This is a genomic window from Stutzerimonas sp. LR2 (assembly GCF_055755175.1).
This window is the reverse complement of sequence record NZ_JBVTRR010000003.1, coordinates 222,091-241,075: the sequence shown is the minus strand read 5'-3', so window position 1 is coordinate 241,075 and position 18,985 is coordinate 222,091. Positions and strand designations below refer to the sequence as shown.

19 protein-coding genes and 2 tRNA genes are annotated in these 18,985 nt (G+C 64.9%); 13 read left to right on the top strand and 8 right to left on the bottom strand.

The annotated features are described in order from the left end of the window. Positions 1–73: 73 nt before the first annotated feature. The 4 genes from ACVRRC_RS11950 to ACVRRC_RS11935 all read left to right on the top strand — a co-directional run bounded on the left by ACVRRC_RS11950 (position 74) and on the right by ACVRRC_RS11935 (position 3,233). On the top strand, positions 74–634 hold the full coding sequence (locus ACVRRC_RS11950) for a GNAT family N-acetyltransferase (protein ID WP_106443527.1): 561 nt from the start codon (positions 74–76) through the stop codon (positions 632–634). Positions 635–787: 153 nt separating this feature from the next. After that, entirely contained in the window at positions 788–1,504 is a 717-nt protein-coding gene (locus tag ACVRRC_RS11945) for an AzlC family ABC transporter permease (RefSeq protein WP_011913881.1), read from the top strand. Continuing rightward, on the top strand, positions 1,501–1,827 hold the full coding sequence (locus ACVRRC_RS11940; RefSeq protein WP_014597198.1) for an AzlD domain-containing protein: 327 nt from the start codon (positions 1,501–1,503) through the stop codon (positions 1,825–1,827). The genes ACVRRC_RS11945 and ACVRRC_RS11940 overlap by 4 nt, the downstream gene beginning before the upstream one ends. Continuing rightward, positions 1,824–3,233, top strand: coding sequence for an MFS transporter (locus ACVRRC_RS11935; RefSeq protein ID WP_014597197.1), 1,410 nt, complete (start codon positions 1,824–1,826; stop codon positions 3,231–3,233). The genes ACVRRC_RS11940 and ACVRRC_RS11935 overlap by 4 nt, the downstream gene beginning before the upstream one ends. A gap of 39 nt (positions 3,234–3,272) precedes the next feature. Here ACVRRC_RS11935 and rdgC read toward each other — a convergent pair whose 3' ends face one another. Further along, positions 3,273–4,193 (bottom strand): recombination-associated protein RdgC, encoded by a 921-nt coding sequence (gene rdgC, locus ACVRRC_RS11930; RefSeq protein ID WP_013983374.1) that lies wholly within the window; start codon positions 4,191–4,193, stop codon positions 3,273–3,275. Between the two features lie 215 nt (positions 4,194–4,408). Between rdgC and ACVRRC_RS11925 the strand changes: the two genes are divergently transcribed. The 3 genes from ACVRRC_RS11925 to ACVRRC_RS11915 all read left to right on the top strand — a co-directional run bounded on the left by ACVRRC_RS11925 (position 4,409) and on the right by ACVRRC_RS11915 (position 5,566). Beyond that, a tRNA-Val gene (locus tag ACVRRC_RS11925) sits at positions 4,409–4,484 on the top strand. 13 nt (positions 4,485–4,497) lie between these two features. Further along, positions 4,498–4,574 (top strand) — tRNA-Asp (locus ACVRRC_RS11920). A 257-nt stretch (positions 4,575–4,831) separates the two neighbouring features. Then, positions 4,832–5,566: an FKBP-type peptidyl-prolyl cis-trans isomerase gene (locus ACVRRC_RS11915; protein WP_011913877.1), complete on the top strand. Its 735-nt coding sequence runs from the start codon at positions 4,832–4,834 to the stop codon at positions 5,564–5,566. 70 nt (positions 5,567–5,636) lie between these two features. Here the strand turns inward: ACVRRC_RS11915 and bfr are convergent, their stop codons facing one another. Both bfr and ACVRRC_RS11905 read right to left on the bottom strand, forming a co-directional pair. After that, on the bottom strand, positions 5,637–6,107 hold the full coding sequence (gene bfr, locus ACVRRC_RS11910; protein ID WP_011913876.1) for a bacterioferritin: 471 nt from the start codon (positions 6,105–6,107) through the stop codon (positions 5,637–5,639). Between the two features lie 192 nt (positions 6,108–6,299). Then, positions 6,300–6,518: a bacterioferritin-associated ferredoxin gene (locus ACVRRC_RS11905; protein WP_014597196.1), complete on the bottom strand. Its 219-nt coding sequence runs from the start codon at positions 6,516–6,518 to the stop codon at positions 6,300–6,302. Between the two features lie 259 nt (positions 6,519–6,777). On the opposite strand from ACVRRC_RS11905, the gene ACVRRC_RS11900 reads away from it, so the two are divergent. Both ACVRRC_RS11900 and ACVRRC_RS11895 read left to right on the top strand, forming a co-directional pair. Continuing rightward, the gene (locus ACVRRC_RS11900; protein WP_020307080.1) at positions 6,778–7,968 is read left to right on the top strand and encodes a GGDEF domain-containing protein; all 1,191 of its coding nucleotides are present in this window, start codon (positions 6,778–6,780) and stop codon (positions 7,966–7,968) included. Positions 7,969–8,009: 41 nt separating this feature from the next. Next, on the top strand, positions 8,010–8,549 hold the full coding sequence (locus tag ACVRRC_RS11895; RefSeq protein WP_011913873.1) for a YaeQ family protein: 540 nt from the start codon (positions 8,010–8,012) through the stop codon (positions 8,547–8,549). A 21-nt stretch (positions 8,550–8,570) separates the two neighbouring features. Here the strand turns inward: ACVRRC_RS11895 and ACVRRC_RS11890 are convergent, their stop codons facing one another. The 5 genes from ACVRRC_RS11890 to ACVRRC_RS11870 all read right to left on the bottom strand — a co-directional run bounded on the left by ACVRRC_RS11890 (position 8,571) and on the right by ACVRRC_RS11870 (position 13,078). Continuing rightward, the gene (locus ACVRRC_RS11890) at positions 8,571–9,791 is read right to left on the bottom strand and encodes an NRAMP family divalent metal transporter (RefSeq protein ID WP_196111267.1); all 1,221 of its coding nucleotides are present in this window, start codon (positions 9,789–9,791) and stop codon (positions 8,571–8,573) included. Between the two features lie 107 nt (positions 9,792–9,898). Then, positions 9,899–10,696: a putative hydro-lyase gene (locus tag ACVRRC_RS11885; protein WP_045158695.1), complete on the bottom strand. Its 798-nt coding sequence runs from the start codon at positions 10,694–10,696 to the stop codon at positions 9,899–9,901. A 5-nt stretch (positions 10,697–10,701) separates the two neighbouring features. Next, positions 10,702–11,628 (bottom strand): 5-oxoprolinase subunit C family protein, encoded by a 927-nt coding sequence (locus ACVRRC_RS11880; RefSeq protein ID WP_106443525.1) that lies wholly within the window; start codon positions 11,626–11,628, stop codon positions 10,702–10,704. Next, a complete protein-coding gene (gene pxpB, locus ACVRRC_RS11875) occupies positions 11,625–12,332 on the bottom strand; it encodes a 5-oxoprolinase subunit PxpB (RefSeq protein WP_472997044.1) in 708 nt (235 codons plus the stop codon). The genes ACVRRC_RS11880 and pxpB overlap by 4 nt, the downstream gene beginning before the upstream one ends. Continuing rightward, on the bottom strand, positions 12,329–13,078 hold the full coding sequence (locus ACVRRC_RS11870) for a 5-oxoprolinase subunit PxpA (protein ID WP_020307085.1): 750 nt from the start codon (positions 13,076–13,078) through the stop codon (positions 12,329–12,331). Before ACVRRC_RS11870 ends, pxpB begins: the two co-directional genes overlap by 4 nt. A 180-nt stretch (positions 13,079–13,258) precedes the next feature. Between ACVRRC_RS11870 and ACVRRC_RS11865 the strand changes: the two genes are divergently transcribed. From ACVRRC_RS11865 to ACVRRC_RS11850, 4 genes are all read left to right on the top strand, one after another. After that, complete coding sequence (locus ACVRRC_RS11865) at positions 13,259–13,786, top strand: winged helix DNA-binding protein (RefSeq protein ID WP_013983365.1); 528 nt, start codon at positions 13,259–13,261, stop codon at positions 13,784–13,786. 26 nt (positions 13,787–13,812) lie between these two features. After that, positions 13,813–15,528 carry a single-stranded-DNA-specific exonuclease RecJ gene (gene recJ, locus ACVRRC_RS11860; protein WP_125459841.1) on the top strand — a complete coding sequence of 572 codons (1,716 nt, stop codon included), beginning with the start codon at positions 13,813–13,815 and terminating at the stop codon, positions 15,526–15,528. 128 nt (positions 15,529–15,656) lie between these two features. Next, positions 15,657–17,750: a molybdopterin-dependent oxidoreductase gene (locus ACVRRC_RS11855; RefSeq protein ID WP_181120051.1), complete on the top strand. Its 2,094-nt coding sequence runs from the start codon at positions 15,657–15,659 to the stop codon at positions 17,748–17,750. A 93-nt stretch (positions 17,751–17,843) separates the two neighbouring features. Continuing rightward, complete coding sequence (locus ACVRRC_RS11850) at positions 17,844–18,953, top strand: NADH:flavin oxidoreductase/NADH oxidase (RefSeq protein ID WP_017246092.1); 1,110 nt, start codon at positions 17,844–17,846, stop codon at positions 18,951–18,953. Positions 18,954–18,985: the final 32 nt, after the last annotated feature.

Here is an 18,985-nt window from a genome sequence, read left to right as displayed (position 1 = left end):
CACGGCATCGCGTCCACCTTGGGTTACTGTCTCGGCATCGCCGGTCCGTACCTACCGATCACAGGAGAATGTCATGCTTACCCCGCGCCCGGTAACCCTGCAGCGTGGTGCGCTGCGCCTGGAGCCGCTGATGGAGGCGGATATCCCTGAACTCGTCGCGCTGGCAGAACGCAACCGTGCAGAGCTGGTTTACATGAACGGGCCGTTGCGCCCGGACTGGTATCGCCACGCCCTGGCCGAGCAGCGTGAGGGGCGGGCGGTGGTGTTCAGCGTGCGGATGGCCGACCGACTGATCGGCACCACGCGCTTCGCCGACTTCAACATCGGCCTGCCAGCCGCCGAGCTGGGCTGGACCTGGCTGGACCAGGCGGAGCATGGCACCGGCCTTAACACCTCGATCAAGTTCCTCGTGCTGCGGCACGCCTTCGAGGAATGGCAGCTGGTGCGTCTGCAGCTGAAGACCGCCGCCAGCAACCTGCGCTCGCAGCGGGCCATCGAGAAGCTCGGTGCCGAGCGCGAGGGGCTGCTGCGCAACCATCGGCGGCTGGCCGACGGTCGGCTGGACGACACCGTGCTGTACAGCATCACCGACCGCGACTGGCCGCAGGTCCGGCAACGCCTGGCGGCCGACTGACTGCCCGGGCGGAGCTTCGCCTGGCGCCATCAGTTCGGTTATCGTGCGCTGCTTTGCCGCACAGCGGCTCGAATCATGCGGGGCTCCTTGGCTGTCATGCCGTCGTCTGACGAGGCGTGTAGGATTCTCGCGATGAGGTCTACAGGAGTTCCGATGTCCCGCTCGCAAGAGTTCGTCCATGGTTGCCGTGACATATTGCCCTTGATCCTCGGTGCGATCCCGTTCGGCATCATCTTCGGCACCCTGGCGGTGGGCGCCGGCCTGTCCGGCTGGCAGACCATGGGCATGTCGGCGCTGGTCTTCGCCGGCTCGGCGCAGTTCATCGCCATTACCCTGATCACCGGTGGGGTCGGTGCGGCGGTGGTGCTGCTGACGACCTTCGTGGTGAACCTGCGGCATGCGCTGTACAGCGCGGCGCTGCAGCCGTTCGTGAGGCACCTGCCTGGGCGTTGGCGCGTGCCTCTGGCCTTCTGGCTGACGGACGAAGCGTTCGCCGTGGTGCAGAACCGCTATGCCAGGGACGATGCGTCGCCGTACAAGCACTGGTACTTTCTCGGTGCCGCGCTGACGATGTATCTCAACTGGCAGCTTTCCACACTGGTCGGCGTCGCCTTCGGCCAGGCCGTGCCGGATATCGCCCGCTGGGGACTGGACTTCGCCATGATCGCCACCTTCATCGGCATCGCTGTGCCGATGATGCGCACGCGCCCACAGGTGGCGTCGGCGGTGGTCGCTGGCGGCGTGGCGCTGCTGACTTGGGAACTGCCCTACAAGCTAGGGCTGATAGCCGCCGCGCTGGCGGGAATCGTCATCGGTGTATGGCTGGAGCGCCGGGCCGAAACCGCTGCGCGACTGCAGGGGGCGCTATGAGTACCTGGCTGCTGATCCTCGGCATGCTGGCAATCACCTTCGTGATCCGCTACAGCTTCTTTGCCTGGCCTGATCTGCGCTTTCCGCGTGCCATCGAACAGGGCCTGCATTACGTGCCGGTGGCGGTACTGACCGCCATCGTGGTGCCCGGAATGCTGCTGCCGGACGGGCAGTGGGCGTTGAACTGGGACAACGCTTACCTGCTGGCCGGGCTGCTGGCTATCGCCATCGCCGCGGTCAGTCGCAACCTGCTGGCGACCATTGTCGGCGGTCTGCTGAGCTTCTTCGCGCTGCGCTGGGCGCTCGGGCAGTTGCCGATATGAGCGGCGAGTCGTCGAGAACTGCTGCGCGAACGGCGCCGGCCGGAAGTGCCCAGGCGCCACGCTCGCAGTTCCGTCTGCTTGGCAAACGCCGGTTTCTGCCGTTCTTCTGTACCCAGCTGCTGGGTGCATTCAACGACAACGTGTTCAAGCAAGCCCTGATCCTGGCGATTCTGTTCAAGCTCGGTACGACCTCCGACAAGAGCCTGCTGATCAATCTCTGCGCTCTGCTGTTCATTCTGCCGTTCTTTCTCTTTTCCGCGCTGGGCGGGCAGTTGGGTGAACGCTTCGAGAAGGCCGTGCTGATCCGTCGGATCAAGTTCGCCGAGATCCTCATCATGCTGGCCGGTGCCTTGGGGATGCTGCTGGGCAACCTGCCGCTGCTGCTGGTGGTGCTGTTCTGCATGGGCACCCAGTCGGCGCTGTTCGGCCCGGTCAAGTATTCGATACTGCCGCAGCAACTGACGGAGGACGAACTGGTCGGCGGCAACGCGCTGGTTGAAATGGGGACGTTCCTGGCCATTCTCGGCGGCACCATCGGTGCGGGTGTGCTGATGGCGAGCGACGCCTATGCCGAGTGGGTGGCACTCAGCGTGGTGCTGATCGCCCTGGTCGGGTACCTGGCCAGTCTCGCGATTCCCGCCGCGACGGCCGCCTTGCCAACCTTGCATATGGACTGGCACGTGCTGCGCCAGTCGTGGCGGGTTCTGCGGCTGGGCTTCGGCCAGCAGCGCGCCGTGTCACGGGCCATGCTGGGCAATTCCTGGTTCTGGTTTCTCGGTGCCACCTACCTGACCCAGATCCCGGCCTTCTCCAAGGACTACCTGGGTGGCGATGAAAGCGTGGTGACGCTGATCCTCACCCTGTTCTCGGTAGGCATCGCGCTGGGCTCCCTGCTGTGCGAGCGGCTGTCACGGCATCACGTTGAAATCGGTCTGGTTCCGTTCGGGGCGATCGGCCTGAGCCTGTGTGGCGGGCTGCTCTGGTGGCATGCCGGCGCGCATCCGCAGCCTGCAGCCAGTGTGGACTGGCTGGCACTGCTGGGCGAGCCGTCGGCCTGGTGGGTATTGATGGACATCCTCGGGCTGGGAATCTTCGGCGGCCTGTACATCGTCCCGCTGTATGCGCTGATTCAGTCGCGCAGCGTGGCGCACGAGCGTTCGCGGGTGGTGGCGGCGAACAATATTCTCAACGCGCTGTTCATGGTCGGCTCGGCGATCATCGCGATCGTGCTGCTGGTCGTGCTGAAACTGTCGATACCGCAGCTGTTCCTGGTCGTCTCGCTGCTCAGCGTGCTGGTCTGCGGTGCGCTGTTCATCGATGCACCGGAGTTCATCGAGCGCTTCCTGCTCTGGGCGCTGGGCCAGCGGCTGGGCGGGATCCTGCTGACGCAGATCGGCCTGCGCTGAGGCGGAAGGGGGAGGGGCGCCGCGCGGCGCCCCGTGCGGTCAGATGCCCTGCGGAACCTCTTCGCCGCCGAAGGCCTCGAACAGCGCCGGCAGGAACTCGCGGAAGGTCATCATCATCAGCAGGAAACTGGCGTCCTGCTGGGCGAGCGCGTCGTCGCCACCGTCCTGTTCGGCCTGGTCCTGCAGCAGTTCCTCGAAGCGCAGGCGCTTGATGATCAGCTTGTCGTCCAGTACGAAGGACAGCTTGTCCTGCCATGCCAGGGACAGCTGGGTGACCTGCTTGCCGGCTTCCATATGCTGCTGGATCTCGTCGCTGGTCAGGTCCTGACGCTTGCAGCGCACCACACCGCCGTCTTCGTGGGTGTCACGCAGTTCGCATTCGTCCAGCACGAAGAAGTCGTCCGCCGCCTTCTGAGTCTTCACCCAGTCGGTAAGCGTGGCGCTGGGCGCGATCTTCACCGTCAGCGGGCGCACCGGCAGCGAGCCGATCGCTTCACGCAGGGTGGACAGCAGGTCTTCGGCCTTCTTCGGACTGGCCGAGTTGACCAGGATCAGACCGCGCTCGGCATCGATCGCGGCGAAGGTGCCGGACTTGCGGATGAAGGCACGCGGAAGGAAGGCCTGGATGATCTCGTCCTTGATCTGGTCGCGCTCCTTCTTGTAGACCTTGCGCATCTGCTCGGCCTCGATTTCGTCGACCTTCTCCTTCACTGCATCCTTGACCACGCTGCCGGGCAGAATACGTTCTTCCTTGCGCGTGGCGATCAGCAGAAAGCCCTGGCTGGCGTGCACCAGCGGGGCGTCTTCACCCTTGCCGAACGGCGCGACGAAACCATAGGTGCTCAGTTCCTGGCTGGCGCAGGGGCGGGCGGGTTTGGCGGCCAGTGCAGCTTCGAGAGTCTCGGCATCTAGAGCGACGTTCTGGGTGAGACGGTATACGAGCAGATTGCGAAACCACATGGCGGGGTAGATCTCCGGGGAAACAAAGGAGCGCATTATTCCTGCCTGGCTGGCTGAGGCCAACCCTGAAGCAAGTTAATGCGTAGCGGGCCGGATAAAATGGCTGGCAAACCAGGGTTTTCCTAAGTCCTTGGAACTTCTGCAAATTTTTTTTCAAAAGGGGGTTGCCAAGGTTCGGAACCCTCTCTAGAATGCGCCCCACTTCGAGAGCAAACGGGTGATTAGCTCAGCTGGGAGAGCATCTGCCTTACAAGCAGAGGGTCGGCGGTTCGATCCCGTCATCACCCACCACTCGAGGTTTAGCGCAGCGGTAGTTCAGTCGGTTAGAATACCGGCCTGTCACGCCGGGGGTCGCGGGTTCGAGTCCCGTCCGCTGCGCCATATTAGCTTCACGGGAACACTGAACGCCCTGAAGCACCGAAGAAAACGGCCTTATAGGCCGTTTTTTTTTGCCTGATTTTCCGGGATGCCTCGCCGTCCCTGTTCATGCCCCCCCTGCGGCAAAATGCTACGCGGTTCCTTTCTTTGCCATCTCTTTACGATCCTGGTCGGGAGGCGCGGTAGCCAGTGCCTGGATGCGCTGCTAAGCTCGGCCATCCGCTTTCGGTAAGTCCCAACTGCGTAATTAAGGAAACAGCATGAGACTGAGACATCAACGTTTGGCACCTGCGATCGCCCTGGTCGGCCTGGTACTGGCCGGCTGCGACTCGCAGACCAGTGTCAAACTGGACACTCCGGCGCAGAAGGCGTCCTACGGCATCGGCCTGAACATGGGCAAGAGCCTTGCGCAGGAGGGCATGGATGATCTCGATTCCAAGGCTGTGGCGCAGGGCATCGAAGATGCCATCGGTAACAAGGAGCAGAAGCTGACCGACGAGCAGCTGATGGAGGCCTTCACCTTCCTGCAGACCCGCGCCGAAGAACGCATGGCCGAGATGAATGCCAAGGCGGTCGAGGCGGGCAAGAAGTTCCTCGAGGAGAACGCCAAGCGCGAAGGCGTGAAAACCACCGAGTCCGGCCTGCAGTACGAAGTCGTCAAGTCGGCCGAAGGTCGTCAGCCGACCGAGAACGACGTGGTGACCGTTCACTACGAAGGCAGTCTGACCGATGGCACCGTCTTCGACAGTTCGATCAAGCGCGGCAGTCCGATCGATCTGCCGGTTGGCGGCGTGATTCCTGGTTGGGTCGAAGGCCTGCAGCTGATGCACGTCGGTGAAAAGTTCAAGCTGTACATCCCGAGCGAGCTGGCTTACGGCGAGCAGAGCCCGAGCCCGCTGATTCCGGCGAATTCGGTGCTGGTGTTCGATCTCGAGCTGCTGGATATCAAGGGCGACGAAGCCGAGCAGCCTGCCGAGGCCGCCGAGCAGCAATAAACGGAACCGCTGGAAACGAAAACGCCCCGATCTGATCGGGGCGTTTTGCTTTGCGTCGGTTTCCGGCGGATCAGTCGTCCATCTGCGACTGCAGGTAGTTCTCCAGGCCCACCTTGTCGATCAGGCCCAGCTGCGTTTCCAGCCAGTCGATGTGCTCTTCCTCGGACTCGAGGATGTCTTCCAGCAGCTCACGGCTGCCGTAGTCGCCGACGCTCTCGCAGTAGGCAATGGCCACCTTCAGGTCCTGTACGCCACCCTGTTCCAGCTTGAGGTCGCACTCAAGCATTTCGCGGGTATTCTCGCCGATCAGCAGCTTGCCGAGATCCTGCAGGTTCGGCAGGCCTTCCAGGAAGAGGATGCGCTTGATCAGCTTGTCGGCATGCTTCATCTCGTCGATGGATTCGTCGTACTCGTGCTTGCCGAGCTTGCCGAGACCCCAGTCTTCATACATGCGCGCATGCAGAAAATACTGGTTGATGGCTACCAGCTCGTTGCCGAGGATCTTGTTGAGATGCTGAATGACCAGCTTGTCGCCTTTCATGAAGTTAGCCTGCCTGGAACGGTGGTGATTGATGCAGTCTGGCCAGCGTCGGGCGAGCTGTCAAACCTAAGTCCTTGAATGCAAAAGCCTAAATCTAGTGAGAATGGTTGCGTTCTGCATCCTGGTGGGCAACTGGCTGATTTGCAGGCAAAAAAAAGCCGGGCAGGGCCCGGCTTTCAAGGCTTCAGTCTGTCAAGCCTGAACAAAGCTCGCGGGGTAGGCCAGGGCCGCCTGGGCGTTCTGCACGTCGCTGAGCGTTTCGCGAACGACCTGCTTGGCGACGCATGCGCATTTGCCGCACTGGGTGGCGACGCCGGTCGCTTCGCGAACCTCACGATAGCTGCAGCAGCCCTCGTAGATGGCATCGCGAATCTGGCCGTCGGTGACACCCTGGCAAAGACAGACGTACATAGAGCACTACCCGTTGAATTCGTTGACGGAAGTGATGCTAATCAGAATGAGAATAATTGTCAAAGATCGTTCGTCGGCTGGCCGATGACAGCCACTCGAACAATGTGCCGCCGCCGCGATTGCCATGCCCTGCGAGGGCCGGCGTCCGTCGGCGTGAGCTGGCTCGGCGTAGGGCGGGGGCGTAAACTGCCTGCCTTTTCTGAACCTGCCTGTTGCCCGCGCCTGACGCGGGACAAGGCCGTCCCGACGGAGCCGCGCTGTGCATCTGAGCGTTCCCACCCTGACGCTGGTGGATATATATGTGCTGCTCCTGCTTGGCGTGCTGATGTTCTTCGCCTGGCGCAGCGGGCAGCGTGATGCGACGCTGGGCTTCACCTGCCTGATGCTGCTGTTCGGGACGGTTTCAACCGTGCTCGGCTGCCTGCGCGGAATGGGGATCGACGTGGTGCCGATCGTGCTCGGCAACATCGCCCTCCAGCTCGCGCTGGCCATGAACTGGACGGCGATGCGCACGTTCGTCGGTCGACCGCCGCACCTGCCCGGAATATTGGCCGGGGCGCTGCTATGGGGCGGGCTGTGCCTGGTGCCTGCGTTTTATTCATCCCTGACCGCGCGGCTATTGCTGGCTTCGGCGCTGACGGTCGTCTACACCCTGCTTGCGATGTCCGAGCTCTGGCGCAGCCGGCAGCGACTATCGGTTTCGCTGCGGCCTGCCATGGGCCTGATGCTGCTTCACGTATCGTTCTATCTGCTGCGCATGGTGGTTGACCGCGGTCAGCCGTTCGGTGACGCCGATCAGGTGAGCTTCTTTGCCTTCGTGATCTTCGAGACGTTGCTCTATGCCATCGGTATTTCCTTCGTCACCCTGGCGATGGTTCGCGAGCGCGCCGAGCAGCAGTATCGGCACGCCTCGCTCAGTGATCCGCTCACCGGCATCGGCAACCGACGCTCTTTCATCGATGCCGGGCAGGCCCTGCTGCAGCGCTGTCGTGCGCGCGGCGAGCCGGTGACGCTGCTGCTTTGCGATCTGGACTTCTTCAAGCGGCTCAACGACACCTTCGGTCATCAGGCCGGCGATCGTGCGCTGATCGACTTCGGCCAGGTGATCGCCCGGCGAATGCGACGTCAGGACGTGTTCGGGCGGATCGGCGGAGAGGAATTCGCCTGTCTGCTGGCCGATGCCGATGCGCTTGTCGGCCGGGAGGTGGCCGAGCGTATTCGCGGCGAGTTCGCCGCCATGCCCTTCGCCGAGCAGGGGCAGCTGAGTGTCAGCATCGGCGTGGCGACCACCATCTCCCGCTACGAACTCGACGAGCTGATGGCGCAGGCGGACCGGGCGCTCTATGCCGCCAAGGCGGCCGGGCGCAACTGCACTCGCCTGGCGAATGGTGACGCCGAGGCCCAGGACGGCGCAGCGCTTACCCGCGGTGCGCCCGGGTTCGGGCTTTGAGTTAGACTGCCTGCCTTTTTTCCGACCAAGAAGCCCGCCTCATGGCCCTGCAAGCGACACCCTACAAAGTCGAGTTGAATCTCACGGACCTGGACCGTGGCGTCTACGAAAACCTGCGCTTCACGGTAGCCAGGCACCCCTCGGAAACCGAGGAACGTCTGGGTGTGCGTCTGATCGCCTATGCACTGTGGTACAGCGAGCAGTTGGCGTTCGGCCGCGGGTTGTCCGATGTGGACGAGCCGGCACTGTGGGAGAAGAGCCTGGATGGCCGCATCCTCCACTGGATCGAGGTCGGCCAGCCGGATGCCGAGCGTCTGACCTGGTGTTCGCGACGTGCCGAGCGCGTCAGCCTGCTGGCGTACGGCAACCTGCGGGTCTGGCAGAGCAAGGTGATCGATGCGGTGAAGGGGCTGAAGAACCTGTCCATCGCCAGCATCGACTCCGAGGCGCTGGCCGCGCTGGTCAAGGACCTGCCGCGTAGCCTGCAGTGGGGCGTGATGATCAGCGACGGCACCTTGTTCATCACCGACGAACGCGGCCAGTTCGAGGTATCGCTCGGCTGGCTGCTCGGCGAGCGCTGATCGCGCTCGCGTACGTGGCGGTCAGGACTGCCAGAATTCCAGCAGGGCGTTGAACGACATCACCACCCCGACCGCCGTGGCCACCATCGCCAGCAGGCCGAACACCAGCATCCAGGTCGGGTGGCGATACCGGTCGCCGACGATTGCCGGCTTGCGCGACGCCAGCAGCACGCAGCCCAGCGCCAGCGGCAGCACCAGGGCATTCAGCGTGCCCGCCACCACCAGAACCTTCACCGGCTGTCCGACCAGGCTGTAGATGAGCGTCGAGCAGGCGATGAAGCCGATCACCATACGCTGGTTGTGGCGGCGGATGCTGTCGTGCAACGAGTACATGAAGGTGACGCTGGTGTAGGCGGCGCCGATCACCGATGACACCGAGGCGGCCAGCAGTACCACGCCGAAGATCTTGTAGCCGACCGTGCCCATCGAGTGGGAGAACACCGATGCGGCAGGGTTGCTCGGGTCGAGGCCGAGCCCCTGGCTGACGACCCCGAGCGCGGCCAGGAACAGGCAGATGCGCACAACGCCGGTAGTGGCGATGCCGGTGACCGCCGCTCGGGTGACCAGCCTGACGTTCTCGACGCCAGTGATGCCGGCTTCCACCAACCGGTGCCCGCCGGAGAACGAGATGTAGCCGCCAACGGTACCGCCCACCAGTGTCACGATTGGCAGCAACAGGATCAGCGGATCGTCCGGGTTGAAGCTGCGATTGACCGCCTCGAGCAGCGGTGGGCTCGACTGCAGCATGGCGTAGCCGATCATGCAGAGCATCACCAGACCCAGCACCTGCATCACCGAATCCATTACGCCCTTGGCATTGCGAAGCAGAAAGATGCCGATGATCAGCACCGCGGCGATCAGCGAGCCGATCACCGGCGGGATGCCGAAGATGACGTTCATGGCCAGCCCGGCACCGCCGATGTTGCCGATGTTGAAGGCGATGCCGCCAAGCACGATGAAGGCCGAGATCAGGTGGCCGACGCCGGGGATCACCCGGTTGGCGACATCCTGGCCGCGCAGGTTGGCGACGGTGATGATCCGCCAGATGTTGAGCTGGGCGCCGATATCGATCAGCAGCGAGACCAGAATGGCGAAGGCGAAGCTCGCCAGGTATTTCTCGGTGAACAGCGAGGTCTGGGTCAGAAAGGCCGGACCGATGGACGACGTCGCCATGATGAAGATGGCGCCGCGAAGCACGTTGCGCTGGGAGGGTGTGGCTCGTTCGGCTTGCGTAGGTTGCATTGGATACCTTCTTTTTTCTTGGCGTTGGGGCAGGTAGGGAAATGCAGCCGTGCAGCGAGTGCCCGGCAAGATTGTTGTTGTTTGGTGATGCGCAAAACCGTGTCGGGTCAGATCACCCCCAGCTGTTCGTCGCGCAGGTCGGTGATGAACATGTGCCCTGGCGCGTGGGTGATGACCAGCTCCGGCCGGGCCTGCATCGCCACCGCCTGGGGCGTCACGCCACAGGCCCAGAACACCGGGACCTCGCCCTCGCGCAGCTCCGATGGCTCACCGAAATCCGGTTTGGCCAGGTCTGCGATGCCCAGCAGTCGCGGGTCGCCGACATGCACGGGCGCGCCATGCACGGAGGGAAATCGCGATGTGACCTGCACGGCGCGCACCACCTTGTTCGCAGGCATCGGCCGCATGCTCACTACCATCGGCCCGCTCAGGCGGCCGGCGGGCTGGCAGGCGATGTTGGTGCGGTACATCGGGACGTTGTGGCCGTCCTCGATGTGTCTGACTGGCACGCCGTTGGCCAGCAGCGCAGCCTCGAAACTGAAGCTGCAGCCGATGAGGAAGGCCACCATGTCGTCCTCCCAGAAGGGCGTGATGTCCTGCACCTCCTGATCGAGCTCGCCATTGCGGTAGATGCGGTAGCGCGGGAAGTCCGTGCGGATATCGGCGCCTGGCGCCGCGTGCCGTGGCTCGAAGCTACCCGGGTCGGTGACGTCCAGCAGCGGGCAGGGTTTGGGGTTGCGCTGGCAGAACAGCAGGAAGTCGTAGGCCAGCTCACGCCGCACGATCATGAGATTGGCCTGGGCATAGCCATTGGCCAGCCCGGCGGTCGGGCCGTCGAATTCGCCCTGGCGAATCCGCTCGCGCAGTGCGGCGGGGGACAGGTCTCGGTAGGCGGTCAGGTTCATATCCATCACTCCGTCGTGGTCCGTTGCCAGCTGGCGAGCAGCCGCCGCTGCTCGCGTTGTGCGCGTTCCAACGCCACCGGCTTCAGGCGCAACACGGTGCCGGGCATGCATTGGGCCAGCTGCGCGACTGCCAATGGCGTGAGTGCGCCAAGGCGCGGGTAACCGCCGATGGTCTGGCGGTCATTGAGCAGGATGATCGGCTGACCGTCCGCCGGAACCTGAATAGCGCCCAGCGGCACGCCTTCGGAGATCATGGCCGAGCGCGCGCAGCGCAGGGTCGGTCCCAGCAGGCGAACACCCATGCGGTCGGCGCGCTGGTCGACGGTCCAGTCGCTGTTGAACGCATCGAACAGGCTCTGCCCGGTGAAATCGCCGATCTGCGCCCCCAGTACCACCGATAGCCCGGCGCCGGGCAGCGGCACCAGCGCCTGCTGGGGCAGGTTGCGCATCGTCGTGGCGTGGCCGCGCCAGTGCAGTAGGTCGCCCTTGGCCAGCGGCTGGCCGTCGCCGTTCAGCCCACCGAGCTGCTCACGGCGTACCGTGGCACAGCTGCCCAGCACGGCCGGTGCGCTGAAACCGCCGGGTGCGGCGAGATAGGCACGAACACCCTGGCGCGGTTGACTGAAGATCAGTGTCTGACCTTCCCGGATGCGAAAGGCGCGCCCGGGCATGAGAGGCTCGCCATCGAGCGTCGCGCCGAGATCGGCGCCGCAGAGTGCGAGGCAGGCATCGGTCTGAGCGCGCAGGCTGAAATTGCCGAGGGTGATCTCCACCGTGGGGGCCTGCAGCGGGTTGCCCAGCAGCCAGTTGGCCCAGCCGTGGGACAGCCAGTCAACGGCACCGCCCTGGGTCACGCCGAGGTGGCGAACGCCGCTGCGGCCGGCGTCCTGCAGAGTGGCCAGGGCTCCGGCCTGTTCGATCAGCAGGCTCATGCGGAGGCCTCCTGGAAGGGCGTGTCGTCGCCGCCGAGACGGACGAACTCGGCCCGCTCGATGGGCACGAAGCGCACGCGGTCGCCGGGTTGCCAGAGGCTGAAGCCGTCCAGTTCGCGGTCGAACAGGCGAACCGGGCTGCGGCCGATCAGGTTCCAGCCGCCCGGTGACACCAGCGGATAGATGGCGGTCTGGCGGTCGGCGATGCCCAGACTGCCGGCCGGCACCTGCTTGCGCGGCGTCGCCAGGCGTGGGCTGGCGAGGCGCTCGTCGACCAGCCCGAGAAAGGCGAAGCCGGGTGCGAAGCCGAGGGCGAAGACTTGATAGATATGCGTGCTGTGTCGCTCGATGACCCCCGCGACACCGAGGCCGCTGCGCTCGCCCAGCGCTTGCAGTTCCGGGCCGACGCTCGGGTCGTACCACACCGGTATGTCGTGCTGACGGGCACTCGTCGCCGCTGCCGGTTCCAGCCCATCGAGAGCCTGCCGTACATACTGGCGGGCCTGGTGATCGTCCAGTTGCGCCAGGTCGTACTGCACCAGCAGGGTCGTGTAGGAGGGCACCAGATCGATGAGTGCAGCGCCGAACGCATCCCGCACACGCTGAGTGGCGGCCAGCATCCACGACATATTGTCCTCGTCGATCTGATCGAACAGGCGCAGCACCAGGCTATCGATGCCGACCACCTCGATCCGCGGCGTCATGCGGGAAGCGCCTGCAGTGCCTGACGAATGCGCTGCACAGCGGCGATGGAGCCAGCGTTGTCGCCGTGCACGCAGAGCGTATCGGCCTGCAGGATCAGCGCGCTGCCATCGCTGGCGGTCAATGCTTCCCCCTTGGCCAGGCGCAGGGCCTGGTCGGCCACCGTTTCGGCATCGTGGTGCACGGCACCCGGCAGGTTGCGCGAGACCAGCATGCCGGCGGCGTCGTAGGCGCGGTCGGCGAACACCTCGAACCACAGGGTGATGCCGATTTCCGCCGCCATCGCCTGGCTTTCGCTGTTGTCGCGGGTAGACATGAGCATCAGCGGCAGGCTGGCACTGTAGGCCTTTACGGCGGTCATGACCGCGCGCAGCAGCTGTGGCTGGCGCATCATGTCGTTGTAGAGCGCGCCGTGGGGTTTGACGTAGCGGACCTGCGTGCCTTCGGCGCGGCAGATGCCGTCGAGCGCACCGATCTGATAGAGCAGCATGTTCTCCACTTCGGCCGGGCTGCAGGCCATGGAGCGCCGACCGAAGCCGACCAGGTCCGGATAGGCCGGGTGCGCGCCGATGCGTACGTCGTGCTGGCGCGCCAGCGCGACGGTGCGCCGCATGATCTGCGGATCGGAGGCGTGGAAGCCACAGGCGATATTGGCGCAGTCGATGAACGGCATCACCTCGGCGTCCAGGCCCATAGTCCAGGCGCCGAAGCTTTCCCCTATGTCGCAATTGAGTAACAGACGACTCACGATGGCTGCTCCTTTCGAGATGGGCCGGTGCGGCGGTCGAAGTCGATACACTGATAAAGTATCGATAAATTATCAACGTATTTTTCCTGTTGACCTCCGAAGTGACCGCGCGGACATTGCTGTATCCTTGCCGCCCACCTCGATACGATCGACTGCCGCTTCTTCAATCAGGAACTCAGAATGGTTGACGCCAAAAGCTCCCGTCCGTTGCGATCCTCGATCGTCGCCTCGGCGCATCTTGCCGAGCAGTCCCAGGAGCTGTCCGAGCTCGAGTACGGCATCATCGTCGCCAGCGCCGCGCTGATGCGCTGGATGGAGCGCTGCATGCAGGCCTGCGGCACGGTGGAAATGAATGCACTGGACGTCATGGTGCTGCACAACCTCACCAGCCGGGGGCGGGCCAAGCGACAGGCGGATATCTGCCTGCTGCTCAACGTGGAAGATACTCACACGGTCACCTATGCCCTGAAGAAGCTCGGCAAGCTGGGTCTGGTGGAAGGCGCCAAGCAGGGCAAGGAAATGTTCTATCGCACCACTGACAAGGGGCGCGCGCTCTGTCAGGAGTACGCCGACATCCGCCGCGAATGCCTGATCGCCTCGTTCGAGAACCTCAATATCGATCCCGATGAGATTCACCGCCTGGCCGGCATGTTGCGCGCCATGTCGGGGCTGTACGACCAGGCCGCTCGCGCCGCCACCTCCCTGTAAACGACCTTCACCGAGCCCGGAATTCCATGCGTATCGAACCCCGTCCCCTGCCCGAGCAGCTGCCCAACCTCGGCGAGCTGCCGCCGCTGCTGCAGCGCCTCTACGCGGCCCGTGGCGTGACTTGCGCGGAGGAACTGGACAAGGGGTTGGCGCGGTTGATTCCTTATAAGCAGCTCAAGGGCATCGATGCCGCGGTCGAGCTGCTGGTCGAGGCGCTGGAAAAGCGCCAGCGCATCCTGTTCGTCGGCGACTTCGATGCCGACGGCGCCACCGCGAGCAGCGTCGGCGTGCTCGGCCTGCGTCAGCTGGGGGCGGCGCATGTCGATTATCTGGTGCCCAATCGCTTCGAATACGGCTACGGGCTGACGCCCGAAATCGTTGCCGTCGCCTTGCAGCGCGAACCCGACCTGCTGGTGACCGTCGACAACGGCATCTCCAGCGTCGATGGCGTCGCGGCGGCCAAGGCGGCCGGGTTGCGGGTGCTGGTCACCGACCATCACCTGCCCGGTCACGAGCTGCCGGCGGCCGATGCCATCGTCAATCCCAACCAGCCGGAATGTACCTTCCCGAGCAAGTGCATCGCCGGTGTCGGGGTGATCTTCTACGTGCTGCTGGCCCTGCGCGCACGGCTGCGTGACCTCGGCTGGTTCGCCCGTCAGGGCTGGCCCGAGCCGAACCTGGCCGAGCTGCTCGATCTGGTGGCCCTGGGCAGTGTCGCCGACGTGGTGCCGCTGGACGCCAACAACCGCATTCTGGTCCACCAGGGCCTGGCGCGAATTCGCGCGGGGCGGGCTCGGCCGGGGCTGCGGGCGATTCTCGAGGTTGCCGGGCGCGATCATCGGCGCATCACCTCCACCGACCTGGGCTTCATCCTCGGGCCGCGATTGAACGCGGCCGGGCGGCTGGATGACATGTCGCTGGGCATCGAGTGCCTGCTCTGCGAGGACGAGGCGCTGGCGCGCGACATGGCGACCCAGCTCGACGAGCTGAACAAGGATCGCAAGGCCATTGAACAGGGCATGCAACGCGAGGCGCTGGCGCAGCTCAAGGATCTGCCACTGGAGGACCTGCCGTTCGGCCTGTGCCTGTTCGAGCCGGACTGGCACCAAGGGGTGATCGGCATCCTCGCCTCGCGCCTCAAGGAGCGCTACCACCGCCCGACCATCGCCTTCGCCGATGCTGGCGACGGGCTGCTCAAAGGGTCGGCGCGCTCGGTGCCGGGCTTTCATATCCGCGATGCGCTGGACGCGGTTGCCGCCAGGCATCCCGGCCTGATCAGCAAGTTCGGCGGGCACGCCATGGCGGCCGGGCTGTCGCTGCCACAAGCGAACTTCGGTGCCTTCGCCGCGGCCTTCGATGCCGAAGTGCGCCGCCAGCTGTGCGAGGACGATCTCACCGGTCGGCTACTCACCGACGGCCAGCTCAGCGTCGAGGAATTCCATCTGGAGCTGGCGCGTGCGCTGCGCAACGCCGGACCCTGGGGCCAGCATTTTCCCGAGCCGATGTTCCATGGCGTGTTCCAGTTGATGCAGCAACGTATCGTCGGCGAGCGCCATCTCAAGCTTGTGCTCAAGAGCGAATGCGGATCGCTGACGCTGGACGGCATCGCCTTCAACGTAGACCGCGAGATCTGGCCGAACCCGACGGTGCGCTGGGCGGAGCTGGCCTACAAACTGGACGTCAACGAGTATCGCGGCCAGGAAAGCGTGCAGCTGATGGTGGCGCATATCGCCCCGCGCTGACCGATGCATGCCGGCCGACGATAGGCTGGCTGAATCGGCTGGCATTCCCCGGCGGAACGTTCGATTGTTGCCTGCGGCCGCGGCGCCTAGAGTGGCGGGACAACAACAGCGCCATGCGGGAACCCGAAATGAGCGACATCAGCGTCCATCACCGTGCCTGTCACCTGTGCGAAGCCATCTGCGGCCTGACCATCCAGACCGAAGGCGAGCGCATCCTTTCGATCAAGGGCGACCACCTCGACAGCTTCAGCCGCGGCCATATCTGTCCGAAGGCAGTGGCGCTGCAGGACATCCAGAACGACCCCGATCGCCTGCGCCACCCGATGCGCCGCTGCGGCGATGAGTGGCAGGCCATCAGCTGGGAGGAGGCCTACGAACTGGTCGCCGAGCGCCTGGCTGAGATCCGCGAGCGCCACGGTAGTAATGCCGTGGCGATCTACCAAGGCAACCCGAGTGTGCATAACTACGGGCTGACGACCCACAGCAATTACTTCCTCGGTCTGCTGAAGACGCGCAACCGCTTCTCGGCCACGTCGGTCGACCAGCTGCCGCACCACCTGACCAGCCACCTGATGTACGGCCATGGTCTGCTGCTGCCGGTGCCGGACATCGATCACACCGATTTCATGCTGATCCTCGGCGGCAATCCGCTGGCCTCCAATGGCAGCATCATGACCGTGCCCGATGTGGAGAAGCGGCTGAAGGCGATCCGCGCCCGCGGCGGCAAACTGGTGGTGGTCGACCCGCGGCGCAGCGAGACCGCCGCCATCGCCGATCAACATCTGTTCGTGCGCCCCGGACAGGACGCCGCGCTGTTGTTCGGCCTGCTCAACACCCTGTTCGAGGAAGGGCTGACGCGTGCCAGCGAACTGCCGCTGGACGGCATCGAGGAGGTGCGCACGGCGATCGCCGCCTTCAGTGCCGAGGCGATGAGCGCCCGTTGCGGTGTTCCGGCCGAGCAGATCCGCCAGTTGGCGCGGGACTTCGCGGCGGCGGACAGGGCGGTCTGCTACGGACGCATGGGCGTTTCGACCCAGGCCTTCGGCACGCTCTGCCAGTGGCTGGTGCAGCTGATCAACCTGGTCACCGGCAACCTCGACCGGGTCGGCGGCGCGCTGTGCACCGAGCCGGCGGTGGATCTGGTGGAGACCACCAAGGGCGGCCATTTTGACGCCTGGCGTAGTCGGGTGTCGCAACTGCCCGAATATGGCGGCGAACTACCGGTAGCGGCATTGGCCGAAGAGATGCTCGAGCCTGGGGAAGGGCAGGTGCGTGCGCTGATCACGGTGGCCGGCAACCCGGTGCTTTCCACACCCAACGGGCGCAAGCTGGAGCAGGCGCTGGATGGACTGGAGTTCATGCTCAGCGTGGACTTCTACATCAACGAGACGACCCGCTATGCCGATGTGATCCTGCCGCCGACCGCACCGCTGGAGCACGACCATTACGACGCGACATTCAATCTGCTCGCCGTGCGCAACGTCACCCGCTTCAACCTGCCGGTGCTGCCCAAGCCCGAGGGCGCGCTGCATGACTGGGAAATCTTTATCGGCCTGGCCGAGGCCTACGCTGGGCGGGTGGGCGTCGAGCTCAAGCCGACCATGCCGCCGCAACAGATGATGGACCTGGCGCTGCGCCATGGGCCCTATGGTGACAAGTCCGAGCGCAAGCTGAGCCTGGCAGCGCTGGAGGATTATCCCCACGGGCTGGATCTCGGGCCGCTCAAGCCGAATCTGGCGCGGCGCTTGAAAACGCCGAACAAGCGCATCCAGGCCGCGCCGGCGCTGATGCTGGACGATCTGCAGCGTTTCGCTGCGCAGCCCCAGGCGGGTGCCGACGAGCTATTGCTGATCGGCCGCCGCCACGTGCGCAGCAACAACTCCTGGATGCACAACTACCAGCGCCTGGTGAAGGGTAAGCCGCGTCATCAGTTGCTGATGCACCCAACCGACATGGCGGCGCGGGCGCTGCATGATGGCCAGCGGGTGCGGGTGCATTCGCGGGTCGGCGTGGTCGAGGTGGAGGCGCTGGCCAGCGAGGAGATGATGCCCGGCGTGGTCAGCCTGCCGCACGGCTGGGGCCATGCGCGGCCGGGCGTGCAGCTGGATATCGCGCGGCAGCAGCCGGGCGCGAGTTGCAACGACCTGACCGACGAGCGTCAGCTGGACGTCTCCGGCAACGCGGCGCTCAACGGCGTGACGGTGCAGGTCAGCGCCGCCTGACCAGCGACTTTGCCCGCCGCGGGCTGGGCATGTGCGCGGAAACGGTCTCTACTGACGGGTGTCCAACCCGCATCCACGACAGTAGAGGCCGTCATGTCCCAGCTCTTCCAGCCGCTCAGCCTGCGCCAGCTCACCTTGCCCAACCGCATCGCCGTGTCGCCGATGTGCCAGTACTCGGCCAAGGCCGGAATGGCCAATGACTGGCATCTGGTGCACCTGGGCAGCCGCGCCGTCGGCGGCGCCGGGCTGGTGATCGTCGAGGCGACAGCAGTCAGCCCGGACGGGCGGATCTCGCCGGAAGACCTGGGCATCTGGTCCGACGAGCATGTCGAGCCGCTGCGCCGCATCACCCGCTTCATCGAGGCGCAGGGTTCGGTGGCCGGCGTGCAGCTGGCCCATGCCGGCCGCAAGGCGAGCACCTGGCGGCCCTGGCTCGGCAAGCATGGCAGCGTGCCGATCGCTGCCGGCGGCTGGACGCCGGTGGGGCCGTCCGCCATCGCCTTCTCGCCGGAGCATGCCGTGCCCGCTGCACTGGACGATGCCGGTATCGCGGGCATCGTGAAGGCGTTCGTCGAGGCGGCCGAGCGCTCATTGGCTGCCGGTTTCAAGATCGCCGAAGTGCATGCGGCCCATGGCTACCTGCTGCATCAGTTTCTTTCACCGCTCTCCAACCAGCGTCAGGATCGCTATGGTGGCTCGTTCGACAATCGCATCCGTCTGCTGCTGGAGGTCACCGCTGCGGTGCGCCAGGTCTGGCCCGAGGAGTTGCCGCTGTTCGTCCGCCTCTCGGCGACCGATTGGGTCGATGATGGCTGGAATGCAGACGAAACGGTCGAGCTTGCACGGCGGCTCAAGGATGTCGGTGTCGACCTGATCGACGTCTCATCCGGTGGCACTGCGGCCAACGCCGATATTCCGGTCGGGCCGGGCTACCAGACGCAGTTTGCCGAACGCGTGCGCAAGGAGGCGGGTATCGCCACCGGTACGGTCGGGATGATCACCGAGGCGGTGCAGGCCGAACACATCCTGCGTACCGGCCAGGCCGACCTGATCCTGCTCGCCCGCGAACTGCTGCGCGACCCGTACTGGCCGCTGCATGCCGCCGAATACCTGCGCGACGGGTCCGTGGCCTGGCCGGCGCAGTACGTACGTGCTGCCCATCGCGACACGCCGATCCGCCAGGTGCCCGAGTCGTTCGACTAGCAATCCTTTACGTCTTTCGTGTGGAGAGAATC

Coding starts and splice junctions, on each gene's coding strand:
- ACVRRC_RS11915 (WP_011913877.1), top strand. CDS start 4,832: ATGAGACTGAGACATCAACGTTTGGCACCTGCGATCGCCCTGGTCGGC.
- ACVRRC_RS11850 (WP_017246092.1), top strand. CDS start 17,844: ATGTCCCAGCTCTTCCAGCCGCTCAGCCTGCGCCAGCTCACCTTGCCC.
- ACVRRC_RS11895 (WP_011913873.1), top strand. CDS start 8,010: ATGGCCCTGCAAGCGACACCCTACAAAGTCGAGTTGAATCTCACGGAC.
- rdgC (WP_013983374.1), bottom strand. CDS start 4,193: ATGTGGTTTCGCAATCTGCTCGTATACCGTCTCACCCAGAACGTCGCT.
- bfr (WP_011913876.1), bottom strand. CDS start 6,107: ATGAAAGGCGACAAGCTGGTCATTCAGCATCTCAACAAGATCCTCGGC.
- recJ (WP_125459841.1), top strand. CDS start 13,813: ATGCGTATCGAACCCCGTCCCCTGCCCGAGCAGCTGCCCAACCTCGGC.
- ACVRRC_RS11885 (WP_045158695.1), bottom strand. CDS start 10,696: ATGAACCTGACCGCCTACCGAGACCTGTCCCCCGCCGCACTGCGCGAG.
- ACVRRC_RS11890 (WP_196111267.1), bottom strand. CDS start 9,791: ATGCAACCTACGCAAGCCGAACGAGCCACACCCTCCCAGCGCAACGTG.
- ACVRRC_RS11935 (WP_014597197.1), top strand. CDS start 1,824: ATGAGCGGCGAGTCGTCGAGAACTGCTGCGCGAACGGCGCCGGCCGGA.
- ACVRRC_RS11880 (WP_106443525.1), bottom strand. CDS start 11,628: ATGAGCCTGCTGATCGAACAGGCCGGAGCCCTGGCCACTCTGCAGGAC.
- ACVRRC_RS11905 (WP_014597196.1), bottom strand. CDS start 6,518: ATGTACGTCTGTCTTTGCCAGGGTGTCACCGACGGCCAGATTCGCGAT.
- ACVRRC_RS11945 (WP_011913881.1), top strand. CDS start 788: ATGTCCCGCTCGCAAGAGTTCGTCCATGGTTGCCGTGACATATTGCCC.
- ACVRRC_RS11940 (WP_014597198.1), top strand. CDS start 1,501: ATGAGTACCTGGCTGCTGATCCTCGGCATGCTGGCAATCACCTTCGTG.
- ACVRRC_RS11865 (WP_013983365.1), top strand. CDS start 13,259: ATGGTTGACGCCAAAAGCTCCCGTCCGTTGCGATCCTCGATCGTCGCC.
- ACVRRC_RS11855 (WP_181120051.1), top strand. CDS start 15,657: ATGAGCGACATCAGCGTCCATCACCGTGCCTGTCACCTGTGCGAAGCC.
- ACVRRC_RS11950 (WP_106443527.1), top strand. CDS start 74: ATGCTTACCCCGCGCCCGGTAACCCTGCAGCGTGGTGCGCTGCGCCTG.
- pxpB (WP_472997044.1), bottom strand. CDS start 12,332: ATGACGCCGCGGATCGAGGTGGTCGGCATCGATAGCCTGGTGCTGCGC.